The sequence below is a fragment of the Streptomyces sp. NPDC043861 genome, from assembly GCF_056435905.1.
Genome location: NZ_JBWKDP010000014.1, coordinates 56,136 through 73,533, shown reverse-complemented (window position 1 = coordinate 73,533; position 17,398 = coordinate 56,136). Strand labels below are relative to the sequence as shown.

The following is a 17,398-nucleotide window of genomic DNA, read 5'->3' as shown; positions in this document are numbered from 1 at the left end:
TGCTCGACCGGGGCAGCCGTGGCGGGTGCCCCACGGGTCTGCGGAGAACGCCGGACCACGGCGCGGCCGGACACACAAGGGGCCCGGGGGAGCCGATGGCGCCCCGGGCCCGCTGTGCATGTGAGCGTCAGCTCGGCGCACCGTCCCCCTGGCGGACCGACAGCAGGTCCTCCAACTGCTCCTCCCGCGCCTGGGCGGCCACGAAGAGGAGTTCGTCGCCCGCCTCCAGGGTCTCCTCGTTGTGCGGGGTGAGCACCCGCGAACCACGGATGATCGTCACCAGCGAGGTGTCCTCCGGCCAGGCCACGTCCCCGACCTGCGTGCCCGCCAGCGCGGACTCCGGCGGCAGCGTCAGCTCGACCAGGTTCGCGTCGCCGTGGCTGAAGCGCAGCAGCCGGACGAGATCGCCCACGCTCACCGCCTCCTCGACGAGCGCCGACATCAGACGCGGCGTGGACACCGCGACATCCACACCCCACGACTCGTTGAAGAGCCACTCGTTCTTGGGGTTGTTCACCCGCGCGACCACGCGCGGCACGCCGTACTCGGTCTTCGCCAGCAGCGACACGACCAGGTTCACCTTGTCGTCGCCGGTCGCCGCGATCACGACATTGCAGCGCTGCAGCGCCGCCTCGTCCAGCGACGTGATCTCGCAGGCGTCGGCCAGCAGCCACTCGGCCTGCGGCACCCGCTCCACCGAGATGGCGGTGGGCGCCTTGTCGATCAGGAGCACCTCGTGCCCGTTCTCCAGGAGCTCGCCCGCGATGGAACGCCCCACCGCGCCGGCCCCGGCAATCGCGACCCGCATCAGTGACCGCCCTCCTCGGGGCCCTGGGCGAACGCCGCCTCGACCTTCTCGATCTCGTCCGTCCGCATCATCACGTGCACCAGGTCGCCCTCCTGCAGCACCGTCTGCGACGTCGGCAGAACCGCCTCGCCCAGCCGGGTCAGGAACGCGACGCGCACACCCGTCTCGTCCTGCAGCTTGCTCACCTTGTGGCCGATCCAGGCCGGCGAGGTGTGCACCTCGGCGAGCTGAACGCCACCACTAGGGTCCCGCCACAGCGGCTCCGCGCCGGACGGCAGCAGACGCCGAAGCATCTGGTCGGCGGTCCAGCGCACCGTGGCCACGGTCGGGATCCCCAGCCGCTGGTACACCTCGGCACGCCTCGGGTCGTAGATCCGAGCGGCCACGTTCTCGATCCCGAACATCTCGCGGGCGACGCGCGCGGCGATGATGTTCGAGTTGTCGCCGCTGCTCACCGCGGCGAAGGCCCCGGCCTCCTCGATGCCCGCCTCGCGCAGGGTGTCCTGGTCGAAGCCGACACCCGTGACACGGCGGCCCCCGAACCCGGAGCCGAGGCGGCGGAAAGCCGTCGGGTCCTGGTCGACGACGGCGACCGTGTGACCCTGCTGCTCCAGGGTCTGCGCGAGCGCCGCTCCCACGCGGCCGCAGCCCATGATGACAATGTGCACCTATCTACCCCGCAGTCCTGGTCATCCCGCTGACCTGCGCAAACACCCTGCTCACTCTTCTCTCTCGGCTCTGCCGGGCAACGACGGGGGCAACCGCGTGCGGTGTTGCCCTTGATGAGCTTATGACGCGACGACGACGTACCCCTCATCCGGCCGCCGGTTCGCAGGTGGCGTGATCCGGCCTTATCGATGCATCCGCCACCGCAGCCGCCGCCGCAACGCTAATCTCATCGTCGCGTCGGCCCACGGGCGGGTCATGGCCGGCCACGGGGACGGGGAGGGCGCATTGCCGTTCATAGGTGAGATCACGCTCGAAGACGGTCAGGCGGTTCTCGTCGAGGTGCCTGATCCCGAGGACGGGGCACTCGTCCGGGTGGGCCGCGCCCGGGACATGGTCGACGGAGCGGCGGAGACCCTGCAGCAGGCGATGGAGCGTGTGCGCCCGGCTCTGGACGCCGTGCTCGACGGAGTGGCCGGCATGGCACGCCGCCCGGACACCATCGCCCTCGAGTTCGGGATCAAGCTCAGCGCCGAAGCCGGCGTCGTCGTCGCCAAGGCGGCGAGCGAGGCCAACTTCACGGTTCATCTGGAGTGGGTCGACCGCCAGGAGGCCTAGGGCCTTGCGTTTGGATCATGCCGGGCTGGCGTGCCCCGGCACGCACGCTCGCTGCGTTGTCGTCGGTCGACCACGCTCCGCGTGGGCTCCTTCCTCCGCCTTGCGATCGCACGCACCGGACCCCGCTCACTGATCCAGCCCGATCCAAACGAAAGGCCCCAGTGGACTCCCGTTCACCGCTGGACGGCGGAGAAGCGTCACGGACGACGCTCGAGCCCGCCCTGGTCCGTATCGGCCACCGGAAGGGCCCGGTCGAGGGCGCCGGCTTCCTGATCGCTCCCGATCTCGTCCTGACCTGTGCCCATGTGGTGCCGGACCCGGCAGGAACGCTCGTCCTCGACTTCCCCTTCCTCGGGAAGGGAGCCGAGGCCGAGGCCACGGTGGAGCACCATGTGCCCGTACGGGACGACGGCAGCGGCGACATCGCCGTGCTGCGGCTGCGGACAGCGGCGCCCGAAGGCGCACGCCCGCTGCGGCTGGTCGCCTCCCCCGACCCCTGGGGCCACCGCACCCGGATCTTCGGCTTCCCCGATCGCCGCCCCGCAGGCAAGTGGACCTCCGCCGTGCTCAGGGACCGGCAGACCATCGGCTGGATCCAGATGGACTCGCTGGACGGCGGGCCGCCCATCACCGAAGGCTTCAGCGGATCACCCGTCTGGGACGAACAGACCGGCGGTGTCATCGGCATGACCGTCGCCGCGGAGAAGGGAAGGACCACCTCCTATCTGATCTCGTCCCGCACCCTGCGCGAGGAACTTCCCGACCTTCTCGGGCCTCTTGACACGCCCTGTCCGTACCGGGGCCTGGAGGCGTTCCGCGCCGAGGACAAGGACGTCTTCCACGGCCGTGAACGCGAGACACGGCGCCTTCTCACCGCCGTCTCCCGGCACCCCGTCGTCCTGGTCACCGGCCCGTCCGGCAGCGGCAAGTCCTCCCTCGTCCATGCGGGGCTGCTGCCCGCCCTGCACGAACAGGACGTACGCACGGTCACACTGAGGCCCGTCGCCGGTCAGACACCGCACCGGCTGCTGGCCAACGCCCTGGTGCCGCTGCTGGAACCCGACACACGGGAGATCGACCGCATCCACAGGGCGGGCGAGCTGGCGGAACTGCTCGCCGGAGAAGGACTCGCGACGGTCGCCGCCCAGCTGGTCCGGGCCACCGGCCGGCTGATGCTCGTCGTCGACCAGTACGAGGAGCTGACGGCCGAAGCGCCCGGGCCGGCCCGGGACATGCTGGAGCTGATCGCCGATCTGACCCGGGCGGGGGAGGCCGTCACCAGCCGCGGTCTGCGTGCGGTGCTCACACTGCGCTCCGCCGTCCTCGACGACCTCGTGACCGCACGCACCGTCGGCCTGCTCGAGCACGCCACGCTGCTGCTGCCCCCGATGGGCCGTGAACAGCTCGCCGCGGCGATCGAGCGCCCGGCCCGGGCGTCGGGTGTGGTCTTCCAGGACGGCCTGGTCGAACGGATCATGGACGAAGCCGCTGACGCCGACGCCCAGTTGCCCCTCGTCGAGTTCGCGCTGACCGAGCTGTGGAAGCGGCAGGACGAGGGCCGCCTCACCCACGCCGCCTACGACGGCCTCGGCGGGGTGGCGGGAGCGCTCGCCGTGCACGCGGAGCAGGTGCTGAGCGAGGAACTGTCCGCCGATGAACAGGACCGTGCGCGGCGGCTCTTCGTCCAGCTCGCCGTCCCTGCCGAGAAGGGCTTCGCCTCGAGTCCCGCCGTCCTCTCCCGGCTCGCACCGGAACTCGCGGCGCTCGCCGGGTCCCTCGCCTCCGCCGTCAACCGACTGGTCGTCGTGCGCCATGACGAGGGCCAGCCACGGGTCGCCGCTCTGTCCCATGAAGCGCTGATCCGGCACTGGGACACCCTGCGCAACTGGCTCGACGACGAGCGGGACTTCCGCGCCTGGCAGGAGGAGCTCAGACACGACCTGCAGCGTGGGAAACTCATCGACGAGGGCGACCTCGGCACGGCGGAGAGGTGGCTGGCCTCCCACCCGGACGATGTCACGGCCGAGGAGCGGCAGCACATCGCGACCAGCCGTCAGGCCGTCCGCAGCTCCGCACGGCGCGCTCGGCTGATCACCATGGGGCTGGCCGTGCTGACGGTTCTGGCACTCGTCGCCTCCCTTCTGTTCGTCCTGCGGAACAACGAGCTGAACGAGGAGCTGCGCCGGGCCGCATCGCGTCAACTCGCCCAGTCCGCGATCCGGATCGACGACGTCTCGATGGCCACCTCCGCCCTGCTGAGCGTCGCCGCGTACCACTCGGCCGACGAGCCGGAGGCCGCCGGCAGCCTTGCCGCGCAGTACCAGCGGCTGCGCCATGTCGACAAGGTCCTGATGGAGGGCAGGGGCCGGATCGACGAACTCGCGGTGAGCGAGGACGGGCGAAGGATGTTCGCGGTGCTGGCGGGCGGGCGGCTCGTCCGCGTCGGACTCGACACCGCCGAGCCCGCTCCCGAGCCCCTCGGCCCCGCGAGCCACGTGGCCGTGGCCCCTGACGGGCGCACCTTCGCCGCCGGGGACGATTTCGGCGGCGTCGCGCTCGGCGACGAACATCTCAAGCGCCGGACGCTGCGCTCCGCCCGCAGGACCGGTGGCAGCTTCCAGGACGTCGCGGATCTGCGCTTCGACAGCACGGGCCGCCGGCTGCTGGCCGCGCTGCCCGGAGAAGGCGTCGCCGTATGGGACGTGGCCGGTGCGCGGCAGCTCGGCGCCGTCCTCGCCCCGCCGCGGGGCTGGGACGTGGCGCGCGCCTGGTTCGGTCCCGGCGACGACGCGGTGATCGCCCGCGTCACCCGGGGCGACAAGGGCCGGCTGGTGGGCTGGGCCCTGGGCACCGGCCGGCTGTCGCAGTGGCCGGGCGGCACGGACGGGACCGCACAGGCGGAGGTCAGTGCCGACGGCTCGACTCTCGTACGGTGTGCCGACGACAAGGACCGGACCCTCGAGGTGTGGGACACGGCGACCAGACAGCCAAGGGCACGGCATGTGATCAGCGGTGCGTGTCCGCTGCGTGCCGCCCGGCTGGACGCGACGGGCCGGTATCTGTTCGCCGGGGCCGAGCGGTACGGCTCCGGACTGGACCGCGCCGCCTACCTCACCGTCGACCTCACCACCGGGCACCGGTCCGTGTTCGAGCTCCCCGCCGCGACCCGGACCGATCCGCAGCTCTCCACCCGGGCCGACACGCCGACGATCACCGTGTTCGGGCCACCAGACAGATTGCGGGCCGCCGTCGCCTTCGGAGGCACGGTCGTGCAGACCCGGGTCCCGCGGCCGGTCGCCTTCCACACCGCCCTGCTCACCAGCCTGGTGCGCGCAGTGGAGCCGTCCGGTCTGAGGGTGGCCACCGTCGACCCCGACGGGCGCGGCATACGGCTGTGGGACGTGAGGACGGCCCGGCAGCTCGCCGGGGTCCGCCCGTCCCGTCCGCTGGCCCGCGCCTTCCCGCGGTTCGCTCCCGGCGGCCAACGCCTGCTGGCGGCCACCGCCGACGGAAGGAGCGTGCTGGTCTGGGAACTGCCGGGGCTGCGCGAGGCACACTCCATCGATCTGCCGCGCAGGGACGGCGTCGCCCCCGTGGGCAGGGACCCGGCGACCGGTCTGACCCCGATGCTGCCCGCGATCACCTTCGATGGCGACAAGGCCGTCGTCTCGGCGGCAGGAGAGGTGTCCCGCTGGGATCTGGGCACGGGCAGGCTCGCCGGAACGACCTTCCGTCCGGCGGCCGTCGATCATCCGGACAGGATGGCGCAGGCCGCCTTCGGATTCGCGGTCGCCCGCCCCGGCCGCCCGCAGGCGGCGATCAGGGTCGCGGGGCGGGAGAACAGCGTGCTGCTCTGGGACTTCGAGAAGGGCCGTGAGGTCGGCGAGGTACCCGTGGCCGACCGGGACTCCCGCCTGGTGGACCTGAAGTCGATGACGTTCGAGCCCGGGGGGCGCGGCCTCGCGCTCCTCGACAAGGCGGGCGCGGTGCGCGTGTGGGACGCGGAGAGCGGCGCCTGGGACGGCGAGCGACTGACGTACTCCGGCGTCGCCGAGCTCAGCGGATACCTACCCGATTCGGCGCTGCTGGTCCGCACCGAGCTGAACGAGCTGGTCCGGTGGGACGTCGACGAGCGCAGGGAGGTCTACCGTTTCGCGCTCGGCGCCTCCCCGACCGGTGATCTCGGGGAGGACCGCAGCAGCATGGCTCAGATCATCGGCTCGGACGTCTGGTCGTTCCCGCTGTCCCCCGAGAAATGGCGCGAGCTGACGTGCCGGGTCGTCGGCCGCGAGCTGGAGGAGCGCGAACGCGGGCTGCTGCCGCCGGGCAGCAGAGCCACCGGACTCTGCCCCGCGGGCGGTCTCCAGGGGGTGGTGGATGGGCGCGAGCGATAGGGAACGCTTACCATCCTCTCCGTGTCCAAACTGACCGACATTCCCAAACGGATCCTGATCGGCAGGGCGCTGCGCAGCGACAGGCTCGGAGAAACGCTCCTGCCCAAGCGCATCGCACTCCCCGTCTTTGCCTCCGACCCGCTGTCCTCGGTGGCGTACGCCCCGGGAGAAGTCCTGCTGGTCCTTTCGATCGCGGGTGTGTCGGCATACCACTTCAGCCCGTGGATCGCCGTGGCCGTCGTGGTCCTGATGTTCACCGTCGTCGCTTCGTACCGGCAGAACGTCCACGCCTACCCCAGCGGCGGCGGCGACTACGAGGTCGCGAACACCAACCTCGGACCCAAGGCCGGCCTCACCGTCGCCAGCGCACTGCTGGTCGACTACGTCCTCACCGTCGCCGTTTCGATCTCCTCCGGAGTCGAGAACCTGGGCTCCGCGATCCCCTTCGTCGTGGAGCACAAGGTGTTCTGCGCCATCGGCATCATCGTGTTGCTGACGCTGATGAACCTGCGCGGTGTGAAGGAGTCGGGCAAGCTCTTCGCCATCCCGACGTACGTCTTCGTCGCCGGCGTCTTCATCATGATCGCCTGGGGCGCGTTCAGGGGGATCGTCCTCGACGACACCATGCAGGCCCCGACCGCCGGATTCGAGATCAAGCCGGAGCAGCAGGGCCTCGCCGGTTTCGCGCTGATCTTCCTGCTGCTGCGCGCGTTCTCCTCCGGCTGTGCCGCTCTGACCGGCGTCGAGGCCATCAGCAACGGTGTCCCGGCCTTCCGCAAGCCCAAGAGCAGGAACGCAGCGACGACGCTGCTGCTCATGGGTGCGCTGGCCGTCACCATGTTCTGCGGCATCATCGGCCTCGCCATGGCGACCGATGTGAAGATGGCCGAGAACCCCGCCCACGACCTGCTCAGCAACGGCTCGCCCGTCGGCGCCGACTACGTCCAGGACCCGGTGATCTCCCAGGTCGCGGCCGCCGTCTTCGGGGACGGCACCTTCTTCTTCGTGCTGCTCGCCGCAGCCACCGCCCTTGTCCTGTTCCTGGCCGCGAACACCGCGTACAACGGCTTCCCGCTGCTCGGATCGATCCTCGCCCAGGACCGCTACCTTCCGCGCCAGCTCCACACCCGTGGTGACCGGCTCGCCTTCTCCAACGGCATCGTGCTGCTGGCCGGCGCGGCCATCCTGCTGGTCTGGGTGTACGGGGCCGACTCCACCAAGCTGATCCAGCTGTACATCGTCGGCGTCTTCGTCTCGTTCACCCTCAGCCAGACCGGCATGGTCCGGCACTGGAACCGCCATCTGCGCACCGAGCGGGACCCCGCCAAGCGGCGCCACATGATCCGCTCCCGGGCCATCAACGCCTTCGGTGCCTTCTTCACCGGCCTGGTGCTGGTCGTCGTCCTCGTCACCAAGTTCACGCACGGTGCCTGGGTCGCCCTGCTCGGCATGGTGATCTTCTACGGGACGATGTCGGCGATCCGCAGGCACTACGACCGCGTCGCGGACGAGATCTCCGCCCCCGACGAGCCGACCGACGACACCGTGCGCCCGTCCCGGGTCCACTCCATCGTGCTCGTCTCCAAGGTCCACCGGCCCACACTGCGCGCCGTCGCCTACGCCAAGCTGCTGCGTTCCGACAAGCTCGAAGCGCTCAGCATCAACGTCGACCCGGCCGAGACGAAGGCGCTCAAGGACGAATGGGACCGGCGCGGCATCAATGTGCCGCTGAAGATCCTCGACTCGCCCTACCGCGAGATCACCCGGCCGATCATCGAGTACGTGAAGAGCCTGCGGCGCGAAAGCCCGAGGGACGCGGTCAGCGTGATCATCCCCGAGTACGTCGTCGGCCACTGGTGGGAGCATCTGCTCCACAACCAGAGCGCCCTGCGCCTCAAGGGCCGTCTCCTGTTCACCCCGGGCGTCATGGTGACCTCGGTCCCGTACCAGCTGGAGTCCTCGGAGCTCGCCAGGAAGCGGGCGAAGAAGCGCCAGGACTGGAACGCACCGGGCTCGGTGCGCCGCGGTCCCGTGACCGAGCGCGCCAAGGAGCCCAGCTCCAAGCGCTGAGACCCGCGACGGTGCCCGGGACCGGGGTGCGGTCGCACCCGGAATCCGGGCACCCACCGGCCACGTAGACTGGGGGGCTGTCGTCCACATGGGCGACAGCCCCCTTCCGTCACCCTGGAGCCGTCCCCGCCATGCAGAACGCACCTGAGTCTTCACTCGTCGGGGAGGAGTACGAGGTCGAGGTCGGCCCCGTCGCACACGGCGGCCACTGCATCGCCCGTACCGACGGGGGCCGCGTCCTGTTCGTCCGGCACACGCTGCCGGGCGAGAAGGTCGTCGCCCGCGTCACCGAGGGCGAGGAGGGCTCCCGCTATCTGCGCGCCGACGCCGTACGCGTCATCGAACCGTCCAAGGACCGCGTCGAGGCACCCTGCCCCTACGCGGGCCCCGGCAAGTGCGGCGGCTGCGACTGGCAGCACGCCAAGCCGGGCGCCCAGCGCCGGCTCAAGGGCGAGGTCGTCGCGGAGCAGCTGAAGCGGCTCGCGGGGCTCACTCCCGAGGAGGCCGGCTGGGACGGCACCGTCATGCCCGCCGAGGGCGACAAGCTGCCGGCGGGCGAGGTGCCGGCCTGGCGCACCCGCGTGCAGTACGCCGTCGACCCGGACGGCAGGGCGGGACTGCGCAAGCACCGCTCGCACGAGGTGGAGCCGGTGCAGCACTGCATGATCGCGGCGCCGGGGGTGAGCGAGCTCGGCGTCGAGAAGCGCACCTGGGAAGGCATGGCGTCCATCGAGGCCATTTCGGCCACCGGGTCCTCCGACCGCCAGGTGATCCTCACCCCGCGCCCCGGCGCGCGGCTGCCGATCGTGGAACTGGACAAGCCGGTCTCGGTCCTGCGGATCCACGAGAAGGACGGCAGCGTCCACCGCGTCCACGGCCGTCCGTTCGTCCGCGAACGTGCCGACGACCGCACCTACCGCGTCGGCATGGGCGGCTTCTGGCAGGTCCACCCCCAGGCGGCCCAGACCCTGGTGGCGGCGGTCATGCAGGGGCTGATGCCGCGCAAGGGGGACACTGCCCTCGACCTCTACTGCGGCGTGGGGCTGTTCGCCGGTGCCATCGGGCAGCGGGTCGGCGAGAAGGGGGCGGTGCTCGGCATCGAGTCGGGCAAGCGCGCCGTCGAGGACGCCCGCCACAACCTCGAGGACCTGCCGCGCGTCCGCATCGAACAGGGCAAGGTGGAAGCCGTCCTGCCGCGCACCGGCATCACCGAGGCCGACCTCGTGGTGCTCGACCCCCCGCGCGCGGGCGCGGGCCGCTCCACCGTCGAGTACGTCGCCGGCCTCGGCGCCCGCCGTATCGCGTACGTCGCGTGCGACCCGGCGGCGCTGGCCCGGGACATCGCCTACTTCCGGGACAACGGGTACCGGGTGCGGACGCTGCGGGCGTTCGACCTGTTTCCGATGACGCACCACGTGGAGTGCGTGGCGATTCTGGAGCCTGCTGAAAAGGGCCGCTGACCTGCGGTTTTATCCGTGCGCATTATGTGTGGTGTGGGCGTTACGGGCGATATCTTGACGCTGAAATGACGCTCGTGACGCTCATTTGGCGCTCTTCTGATGGAGCGTCAGGCAAGCCATCGGGCAGGTCAGGCCCTGTCGAAAGGGCGAGCGTCGAAGGGGACGTCCGGGGCAAGCGACGCTGACGGCGGACCTGGTAGTCCTCCTGGTCAGATGTCCCGGAAGAGAACGGGTGGCCTGTGACCTGGCGCGCTGGGCGGGTTCACGGTGTTGAACTGCACAGATCGCCCTTCGGTTGTTTCACATTCGTACTCCTTGACGCGGCCGGAAGTCCCAGAAAAGTCGCAAGGAACCGGCACTTCCGACGGCCACTGTTTCGGCTTTGGGCGGCGGAGAGGACGCAAGCAGTCGAAGTGCGGTACTCCACGGCAGTTGGCAACAGATGACGGTGGCCGTCATCCCGCTGCACTGGTCTCCACCTCGCACTAAGGCTGTGAAAGTGCGTCGGTGCCGCCTTCAGGGATGCCGATGACCTCGACAGTCACCCCTCGTGCCGCCAGCGCCTTCGCGGTCTGCGCGATGGTGATCTGGGAGAAGCCGAAGATGGAGTCCGGGGTCAGGCTCGTGCGGTTCTTGAGGAGCATCGCAAGGACGATTCGCTTGGGCGTGTAGTCATCAGGAAGCAGGCGTGCGCCGCGACTCAGCCGGGCCACCTTGGCGGTGAACTCGCTGCGGACCCGGGCGGACTCCTGGAGCAGTTCCACCGCGACCCTGGCCTGGCTGAACAGATGGCTCAGCGGACTGGAACCGCCTCCCCGTTTGACGAGGATCAGGGTGTCGTCGGGCGTGAGCAGGTCGCAGATCTCGACCTGGTCCCTGGGTCGGAGAGGGTTGGCGACGTTCTTGGTATCGAGGCAGAGCCAGCGGGGCTGACCGTCAGCCACCTCGCTGTTGTACTCGTCAGCCACCTCGCTGTTGTACTCGTCAGCCACTCTGTTGTTGTAGGTGTTCTCCGACTCGCCGTCCTCCCAGGAGGGGAGGGAGACGGAAGGCAAAGGAGAGAACAGCGCCCGCACCGTGGCCCGGCACTCTTCGACATAGGCGGCCCCGGCCTCGTACCATTCGCCGTCCATCAGGAAGAACCGTCTGGAGCCGAGGGATACACCGGTCTCCAGCCAGGTCAGCACACTGGTGACGGCGAGCGTGTCGGCGATCCCCCTCCGGCGGCTCCTGGCCAGGGTCACCGTCCCTTCGCGCAGTGCCTTCAGACGCCGGCCGGGCGGTGCGAGCCGAGCCCGGGTGATCACGTATCCGAGGTCGAAGTGGTCCGAGCGCAGGGCTCCGTTGTCGCTGTTGATCTGGGTCATGTACGTGGTGGCCTCGGCGTACGCCGTGTGATGTTCGGAGGGGACACAGACGGAGATGCTTCCGTCGTCGGGGCGCCCGAGACGGTCGTCCAGGGTTTCGCCGAGGGTGTCGAGGGTCGTCGGGTCGCTGACCGGGACAATGTGGTCAATGAACTCCAGCTCGTGATGCGGGATGTCCTCACGGCAGATCCTGGCGATGGTCCGCAGGTCGGAGAGCAGGGCCTCGGGTTCGATTCCGAGGGCGATCCGCAGCCCGCACCCACCCTGGGCGCTCACGGCTTTGCCGAGGCTGTACCGCGACCGGGTGAGCGGCAGGTCGTCGAGGTATCCGCCCAGGCTGCGCACGATGCGCGAGTGGTCGCGAATACCCAGCAACGGGACCGAGGCGCCGCCCGGAACCAGGGAGATGTCCGTGCGAGCTTGCCCGAGAGATCTCGACACGGCTCCGCGGATCAAGTTCGGGTCCATCTGCCGGATGGCGAACGAGAGACCGAAACGCTTGTCCTTGAGGTGTTCGGGGATCAACCGGTACCCCTGGTCACAGCCGATGGCATACACCATGCCATCGACTGCGATCAGCAGTACGGCGGCGGTGCGGCGGACGCTCTCGTTGACCGCGATGCCCGTGGTGCGTGACATGGGCTCGCACCACGGGGCCTCGGCGCGTTCCATCCCACAGGTGATGTACACAGCCGGGACCCCGAGTGCCTCCGGCAAATGTGGATCTACACCGAGGCTGTCTAGAAGTTCGATGTCAAGGGCGTCCAGCATGGCTTCGCTGGTGGGGGCGACGCCGGACAGCCGGTAAACGGTACGTACTTCGGTGTGCGAGGGCATGGCGCGGCTCCGTGGGCCAGGAGGGAATCGAGTACACAAGGTAAGAGAAACATCTGCATGTGTACGTTGTCAACAGACGGCACTTTGGAATGTGAGTGCCGGTCCGTGTACGCTGGAGATATGACGGACAACGCCGCTCCATCGGTTGGCCCACTGGTCACTGGCGCCGAGATCGCCCGGCTGGCCGGAGTCACCCGGGCCGCTGTCTCCAACTGGCGCCGGCGCTACGACGACTTCCCCGCGCCTGCCGGAGGTGCCGCCAACAGTCCGCTCTACGCGCTCACCGAGGTCCAGGAATGGCTGGACCGACAGCGCAAGGGCCAGGAGGTGTCACCCGAGGTCGAGTTGTGGCAGGCCATGCGGGCTGCATACGGGGAACAGATGGTCTCGGGCCTGGCGCAGGTTGCCGCCGCCGTGGCCGGCGAGACCGGACCGGGGCTGCCGGAGGACGTCGCCGCCCGTGTACAGGCGCTCGTCCGAACCGGATCGTCCGTCGACCTTGTGAACGGACTTACCGAACGGTTCATGGACTCCGCTCGGCGGGCCGGATCCGACCAGGTGACTCCTGAGCGCGTGGTGCGTGCCGTCCGCCACTTCGCCCCCGAACTGCCGTCCAACGCCACGGTCTTCGATCCTGCCTGCGGAATCGGGGTGCTCCTCCTGTCTGTCGCCTCCGGCGCCGGGACGCGTTGCTGCGGCCAGGAGGTGGATGGCTACAGTGCTCGCTTCGCACAGCTCCGCGCCGACCTCCTGGGCCGCTCCGGCGTGCGCATCGTGGCAGGCGATTCACTGCGTGCGGACGAATGGCCGGACCTCAAGGCGGATCTGGTCGTCTGTGACCCTCCTGCCGGTGTGACCGACTGGGGGCGGGAGGAGTTGCTGCTTGACTCCCGCTGGGACCTCGGCACCCCGTCCAAGGCCGAGGGGGAGCTCGCCTGGCTCCAGCACGCCTACGCCCACACCGCGCCCGGCGGCCACGTCCTCATGGTCATGCCGGCCTCGGTCGCCTACCGCAAGGCCGGCCGCCGCATCCGGTCGGAACTCGTCCGCCGGGGCATCGTGCGCCAAGTGATCGCCCTGCCGCCGGGGACGGCGACCTCGCACGCCCTGCCTGTGCACCTGTGGTGTCTCCAGCGTCCCGAGAACACGGAAGGGTTGGACACGCACCACACCGTGAGCATGGTCGACCTGACGGAGAACCCACCCGACGGGGATCTGGAACCACGCCCCGACCAGGTTGCCGACGTGCCGCTGATCGAACTCCTCGACGACACGGTCGACCTGACGCCCGGGAGCCATCTCCGTTCCCGGCACTGCGACTACCCCGCTGAATACATCGCCCTGCGCAAGGAGTTGGAGGACCAGATCCGTCGACTCGCCGGCCTTCTGCCCGAACTCGCGACGGGCGGCGGGCCGGGCTCGCTGGACGGCGCCACCACCAGCGTCGCGGATCTGGCCCGCGCCGGGCTCGTCGCGTACGACGGTCCGGAGCCCGTCTCGGCCAGCGAGCAGCTCGACACGGACTATCTGCAAGGGTTCCTGCGCAGCTCGGCCAACGCCCGCAGGTCCACAAGCGCGAGCGGGACCTACCGCTTCGACGGCAGGGGCTCACGTATCCCCCGTATGGGCATCGACGAGCAGCGTCGGTACGGCGCTGCCTTCCGTGCCCTGTCCGCGTTCGAGGAGGGCATGCGCAAGGTCGACGAGCTGAGCCGACAGCTCGCCGAGGTCGCCCGTGACGGTCTGGCCACGGGCGCCCTGGCACCGGAGGAATGAGCCGGTTCGCCAGTCAGTCGACGGGCGGGAGAAAGGGGCTCGCGGTTCCGCTCCACGTCACCTTCAGGGTTTCGCGAGCGCGTGTGCAGGCGACGAAGAGCAGACAGCGCTCACGGAGCAGATCGGCGTCATGCTGGAGCGGGTCCGCCTCACGCGGGGTGATCTCACGGGCGAACGGGACCGTGCCCTCGGCGACACCGAGCACCGACACCGCCCGGAACTCCAGTCCCTTCATCGCGTGCATCGTCGCCAGCCGCACGCCCTCGGACCCTTGCGTGACCTGCCCTTTGACCCGTAGCACCGGAATCCCCGCGGCCTTCAGCTTCTCCTCGGCCGCGTCCAGGGCGAGGTTGAAGCGCGCGCACACACCGATCTCGTGCGGCGCGAAACCCTCGGCGACCAGGGCACGCACCCGCTCCACCAGCGCCTCCGTCTCCTCCTGCCGGGTGGCGTACCCCCGTACCCGGGGGCGGCCGCCGTGAAGCAGCGAGCGGTACCCGGCCAGCGAGTCCGTCCCCTCGCCCTCCAGCGCGTCGACGGTGACGGGCGCGAGGAGGCGGGCCGACCAGGCGAGAATCTCCTCCGTGGAGCGGTAGTTGACGCGCAACCGGAAGCTGCGGCCGACTGAGGCGATGCCCAACGAGCCCAGCGACACCCGGGAGTCGTAGATCCGCTGATGCGGGTCGCCAGTGATGAACAGGTCGTCGGGGCCGGGGGAGACGGCGGCACGCAGCACCCGCCACTGCGCGGGGTGCAGGTCCTGTGCCTCGTCCACGACGACATGGGCGTACGGAGCCGGCCTGGTGCCGTCGGCGAGGAGTTCCGCCGCACGGGTGCAGATGCCCAGGTGCGTGGTCTCGCCGCGGTCGCGCAGGAACCGCTCGAACCGCTCCACGCCCCTCCACACCTCCCGGCGGCGCGCGGCACCGAGACCGGTGCCGCGGCCGCGGCGGCTCGCGCCGAGGTAGGCGTCGAGATCGCGGAGGTTCTGGCCGAGGACGACATGCCGGTACTCCTGGGCCAGGAACCGGGCGGTGAACGGCAGATCCAGCTGCTTGACCACCTTCTCCCACAACTGCCGCTGCTCCCGGTCCCCGATCGGCTTGGGCGCGGTCGCAGAGTGGGTGCGCACGACGCCGTTGGCACAGGCGTCGACCGTCGTCACATCAACCCGTGCCAGCAGCTTCTCGTCCTCGTCGAGGAGCAGACCGAGCATCTCGCGCAGTCCGGCGGCGAGTGCGTTCGTGTACGTGGTGAGCAGGATGCGGCCGTCCTCGGAGCGGCCGAGCAGATGCTTGACCCGGTGCAGCGCGGCCACCGTCTTGCCCGTGCCGGGGCCCCCGGTGACCTGGACAGGGCCGCCGTACGACGTGCGGTAGGCGACGCGCCGCTGGGAGGGATGCAGGAAGACGCGCCAGGCCGCGAACGGCTTCGCCAGCATCTCCTCCAACTCCCGCGGCCCGGTGACCAGCCGGATGCGGGCGGACGTGTTGGTGATCACCGTGGCCAGGTCCTCGACCGGTTCGGCGGGCGCGTCGGCGGGGCGGCGTACGGCCACGACATCGCGGTAGACCTCTTCCGGGCTGAAGCCCTCGGCGAGGTACTGGAGCACCTCCAGCTGGTCCTCCGGCAACAGCGTGGCGAAAGCCTCCAGTTGGGCCTTGTCCACCAACGTTCGTGCGGCGCGCAGGACTTGGTCGTCGATGCCGAGCTCGCGCAGCGTGCCGTCGGAGACGTCCGCGAACAGCAGCCGGGGAGCCGTGCGCGCGGCCGTCTCGTACAGCGGTGTCAGCTCGTCCAGGGCGACGGCGTTGCGGACCTCCAGGGCGCGCGTCGCGGAGTTCGCGCTGTACAGGCGCTTCGCCGCCCAGGTGTAGGCGTCATCGTGCGGTAGGACATTGACCAGGAGGAACATGTCACTGCCGTCGTCGGGGGCGAGGACGACACCGCGCCAGAAGTCGGTGATGCGGATCGTCCGCATCCGCGGGTCACGGGCGTTCTGGACGGACTCCAGGTGCAGCCCCTTGTCCGCGTTGAGTTCGGCCGCGCTCATGGCCTGGAACTTCGCCATGGCCTTGCGCACTCCGGCCCGGACCGGCTTCTCCAAAGCGTCGTAGCCGTCCCAGAAACTCTGGGCGAAGGCGAGCCGAGGCATCAGGTACCTTCCCTTCTTCCGGACGCCAGACGTCCGGCGATCTCCCGGAAAGCCGTGAGGAGTTGTTCTGGTTCGCGGGAGAGATCGAGGCTGTGCTGATAGATCCGCATCCCCCGCCCGTCCGGCCCCGCAGCCGTCCCCCGCACTTCGTGGACGCGCTCGGGCTGCCGTCCGGCCGCGTACACCAGGTGGGCCTCGCGCAGACCGAGCACCGTGGCATACGCGAGCGCCTGGTACAGGTCGGCGTTGAGAAGCCCGTCGGCCTTCTCGACCTTGTACTTGGCGTCGACGACGGCGAGCGGAGTACGGCCGTCACCGGTGCGGACGACCAGGTCGGGGCGCAGGCCCACCCGACCCGCGACGTCGAGGTGATGGGGGTCCTGGAGGCGCGCGGTCAGACCGTGCTCCCTGAGCGCCTCGCGCAGGCCGACGGTGACGAAGTCCTCGAACAGTTTGTTCATGTCGAGCAGGAAGCCGTCCACGGCGAGCGGGTCGGCCCCGGCCGGCCGGTGCTCCGGTGAGGTACCGCGCAGGACGGCTTCCGCGAGCCGAAGCGCGGGCTGGTAGCGGGAGTTGAGGCGCGACGGCTGCCACCGCGGCAGCGCCTGCCCCCGTATCAACGGCAGCGCGTCGGCCAGTCGTACCCGCTGATGAGCGAGGCGCCGCCGGACGGGACCGGGAACGTCCGGCAACCGCAGCAACCGCTCGGCGGCGGCGCGCAGGATGCGGTTCTCGGCGGTGTCGGCGGTGTACGCGTCGTAGGCGATCTCCACGGGCGGCGTACGGCCGAAGTGCCGCCGGATCTGCTCGGCCTCACGCAGTCTTCCACGCACGACCAGCGCGGTCTCCTCGACCTCCCGGTAGCCCTGGAGGACACCCCGTCGCAGCGCCCCGTCGATCTGACGCTCCACAGCATGGGCGAGGGCGGGCACGACATCGTCGTAGGCGCCGGTGCCCACGGTGCCTTCGCCGCTGTCGCGCCAGGCGCGGGCCGGGTCGAGGCTGAACCCGAGGAGAAAGAACAACCGGCTCACCGGGGTCTTGGGCATGATCCGTACGACCTGACCGCCGGCCGTGCGCACCGCGCCGACGCGGCTGCCCGCCCGCAGCAGCCAGTGCCCGCCACGGCCGGGATCGGGGGTGGCGCTCTCCAGGATCCCGGAGGCGGCCAGAGCCCGCCCGGCCTCGGTGTCCAGCGCGACGGAGACGGCGGGCCCGTACTCGCGCAGCGACACCTCAGGCATGGG

At 70.2% G+C, this 17,398-nt stretch carries 10 protein-coding genes; 5 read left to right on the top strand and 5 right to left on the bottom strand.

All coding sequences use genetic code 11. The features are described from left to right. Positions 1–127: 127 nt before the first annotated feature. Together AC068D_RS27740 and AC068D_RS27735 are read right to left on the bottom strand one after the other, a co-directional pair. Entirely contained in the window at positions 128–808 is a 681-nt protein-coding gene (locus tag AC068D_RS27740; RefSeq protein WP_478825818.1) for a potassium channel family protein, read from the bottom strand. Beyond that, positions 808–1,476: a potassium channel family protein gene (locus tag AC068D_RS27735; RefSeq protein ID WP_351230915.1), complete on the bottom strand. Its 669-nt coding sequence runs from the start codon at positions 1,474–1,476 to the stop codon at positions 808–810. The genes AC068D_RS27740 and AC068D_RS27735 overlap by 1 nt, the downstream gene beginning before the upstream one ends. Before the next feature lie 256 nt (positions 1,477–1,732). On the opposite strand from AC068D_RS27735, the gene AC068D_RS27730 reads away from it, so the two are divergent. From AC068D_RS27730 to AC068D_RS27715, 4 genes are all read left to right on the top strand, one after another. Continuing rightward, positions 1,733–2,092, top strand: coding sequence for a CU044_2847 family protein (locus tag AC068D_RS27730; protein ID WP_478825817.1), 360 nt, complete (start codon positions 1,733–1,735; stop codon positions 2,090–2,092). Positions 2,093–2,253: 161 nt separating this feature from the next. Then, the gene (locus AC068D_RS27725; protein WP_478825816.1) at positions 2,254–6,486 is read left to right on the top strand and encodes an nSTAND1 domain-containing NTPase; all 4,233 of its coding nucleotides are present in this window, start codon (positions 2,254–2,256) and stop codon (positions 6,484–6,486) included. A 21-nt stretch (positions 6,487–6,507) separates the two neighbouring features. Then, entirely contained in the window at positions 6,508–8,556 is a 2,049-nt protein-coding gene (locus AC068D_RS27720; RefSeq protein ID WP_478825815.1) for an APC family permease, read from the top strand. A 131-nt stretch (positions 8,557–8,687) separates the two neighbouring features. Beyond that, complete coding sequence (locus tag AC068D_RS27715; protein WP_478825814.1) at positions 8,688–10,016, top strand: class I SAM-dependent RNA methyltransferase; 1,329 nt, start codon at positions 8,688–8,690, stop codon at positions 10,014–10,016. 485 nt (positions 10,017–10,501) lie between these two features. Here AC068D_RS27715 and AC068D_RS27710 read toward each other — a convergent pair whose 3' ends face one another. After that, positions 10,502–12,220 carry a TIGR04141 family sporadically distributed protein gene (locus AC068D_RS27710; protein ID WP_478825813.1) on the bottom strand — a complete coding sequence of 573 codons (1,719 nt, stop codon included), beginning with the start codon at positions 12,218–12,220 and terminating at the stop codon, positions 10,502–10,504. A gap of 120 nt (positions 12,221–12,340) precedes the next feature. On the opposite strand from AC068D_RS27710, the gene AC068D_RS27705 reads away from it, so the two are divergent. After that, the gene (locus tag AC068D_RS27705; protein WP_478825812.1) at positions 12,341–13,996 is read left to right on the top strand and encodes an N-6 DNA methylase; all 1,656 of its coding nucleotides are present in this window, start codon (positions 12,341–12,343) and stop codon (positions 13,994–13,996) included. Between the two features lie 13 nt (positions 13,997–14,009). On the opposite strand, the gene AC068D_RS27700 is transcribed toward AC068D_RS27705, so the two are convergent. Then, positions 14,010–16,151, bottom strand: coding sequence for a UvrD-helicase domain-containing protein (locus tag AC068D_RS27700; RefSeq protein ID WP_478825811.1), 2,142 nt, complete (start codon positions 16,149–16,151; stop codon positions 14,010–14,012). After that, complete coding sequence (locus tag AC068D_RS27695) at positions 16,151–17,395, bottom strand: McrC family protein (protein WP_478825810.1); 1,245 nt, start codon at positions 17,393–17,395, stop codon at positions 16,151–16,153. The genes AC068D_RS27700 and AC068D_RS27695 overlap by 1 nt, the downstream gene beginning before the upstream one ends. Positions 17,396–17,398 lie beyond the last annotated feature (3 nt).

Bases quoted from the DNA above. Each gene is read 5' to 3' on its own strand.
- AC068D_RS27705 (WP_478825812.1), top strand. From the start codon at position 12,341: ATGACGGACAACGCCGCTCCATCGGTTGGCCCACTGGTCACTGGCGCC.
- AC068D_RS27740 (WP_478825818.1), bottom strand. From the start codon at position 808: ATGCGGGTCGCGATTGCCGGGGCCGGCGCGGTGGGGCGTTCCATCGCG.
- AC068D_RS27700 (WP_478825811.1), bottom strand. From the start codon at position 16,151: ATGCCTCGGCTCGCCTTCGCCCAGAGTTTCTGGGACGGCTACGACGCT.
- AC068D_RS27715 (WP_478825814.1), top strand. From the start codon at position 8,688: ATGCAGAACGCACCTGAGTCTTCACTCGTCGGGGAGGAGTACGAGGTC.
- AC068D_RS27710 (WP_478825813.1), bottom strand. From the start codon at position 12,220: ATGCCCTCGCACACCGAAGTACGTACCGTTTACCGGCTGTCCGGCGTC.
- AC068D_RS27730 (WP_478825817.1), top strand. From the start codon at position 1,733: ATGGCCGGCCACGGGGACGGGGAGGGCGCATTGCCGTTCATAGGTGAG.
- AC068D_RS27695 (WP_478825810.1), bottom strand. From the start codon at position 17,395: ATGCCTGAGGTGTCGCTGCGCGAGTACGGGCCCGCCGTCTCCGTCGCG.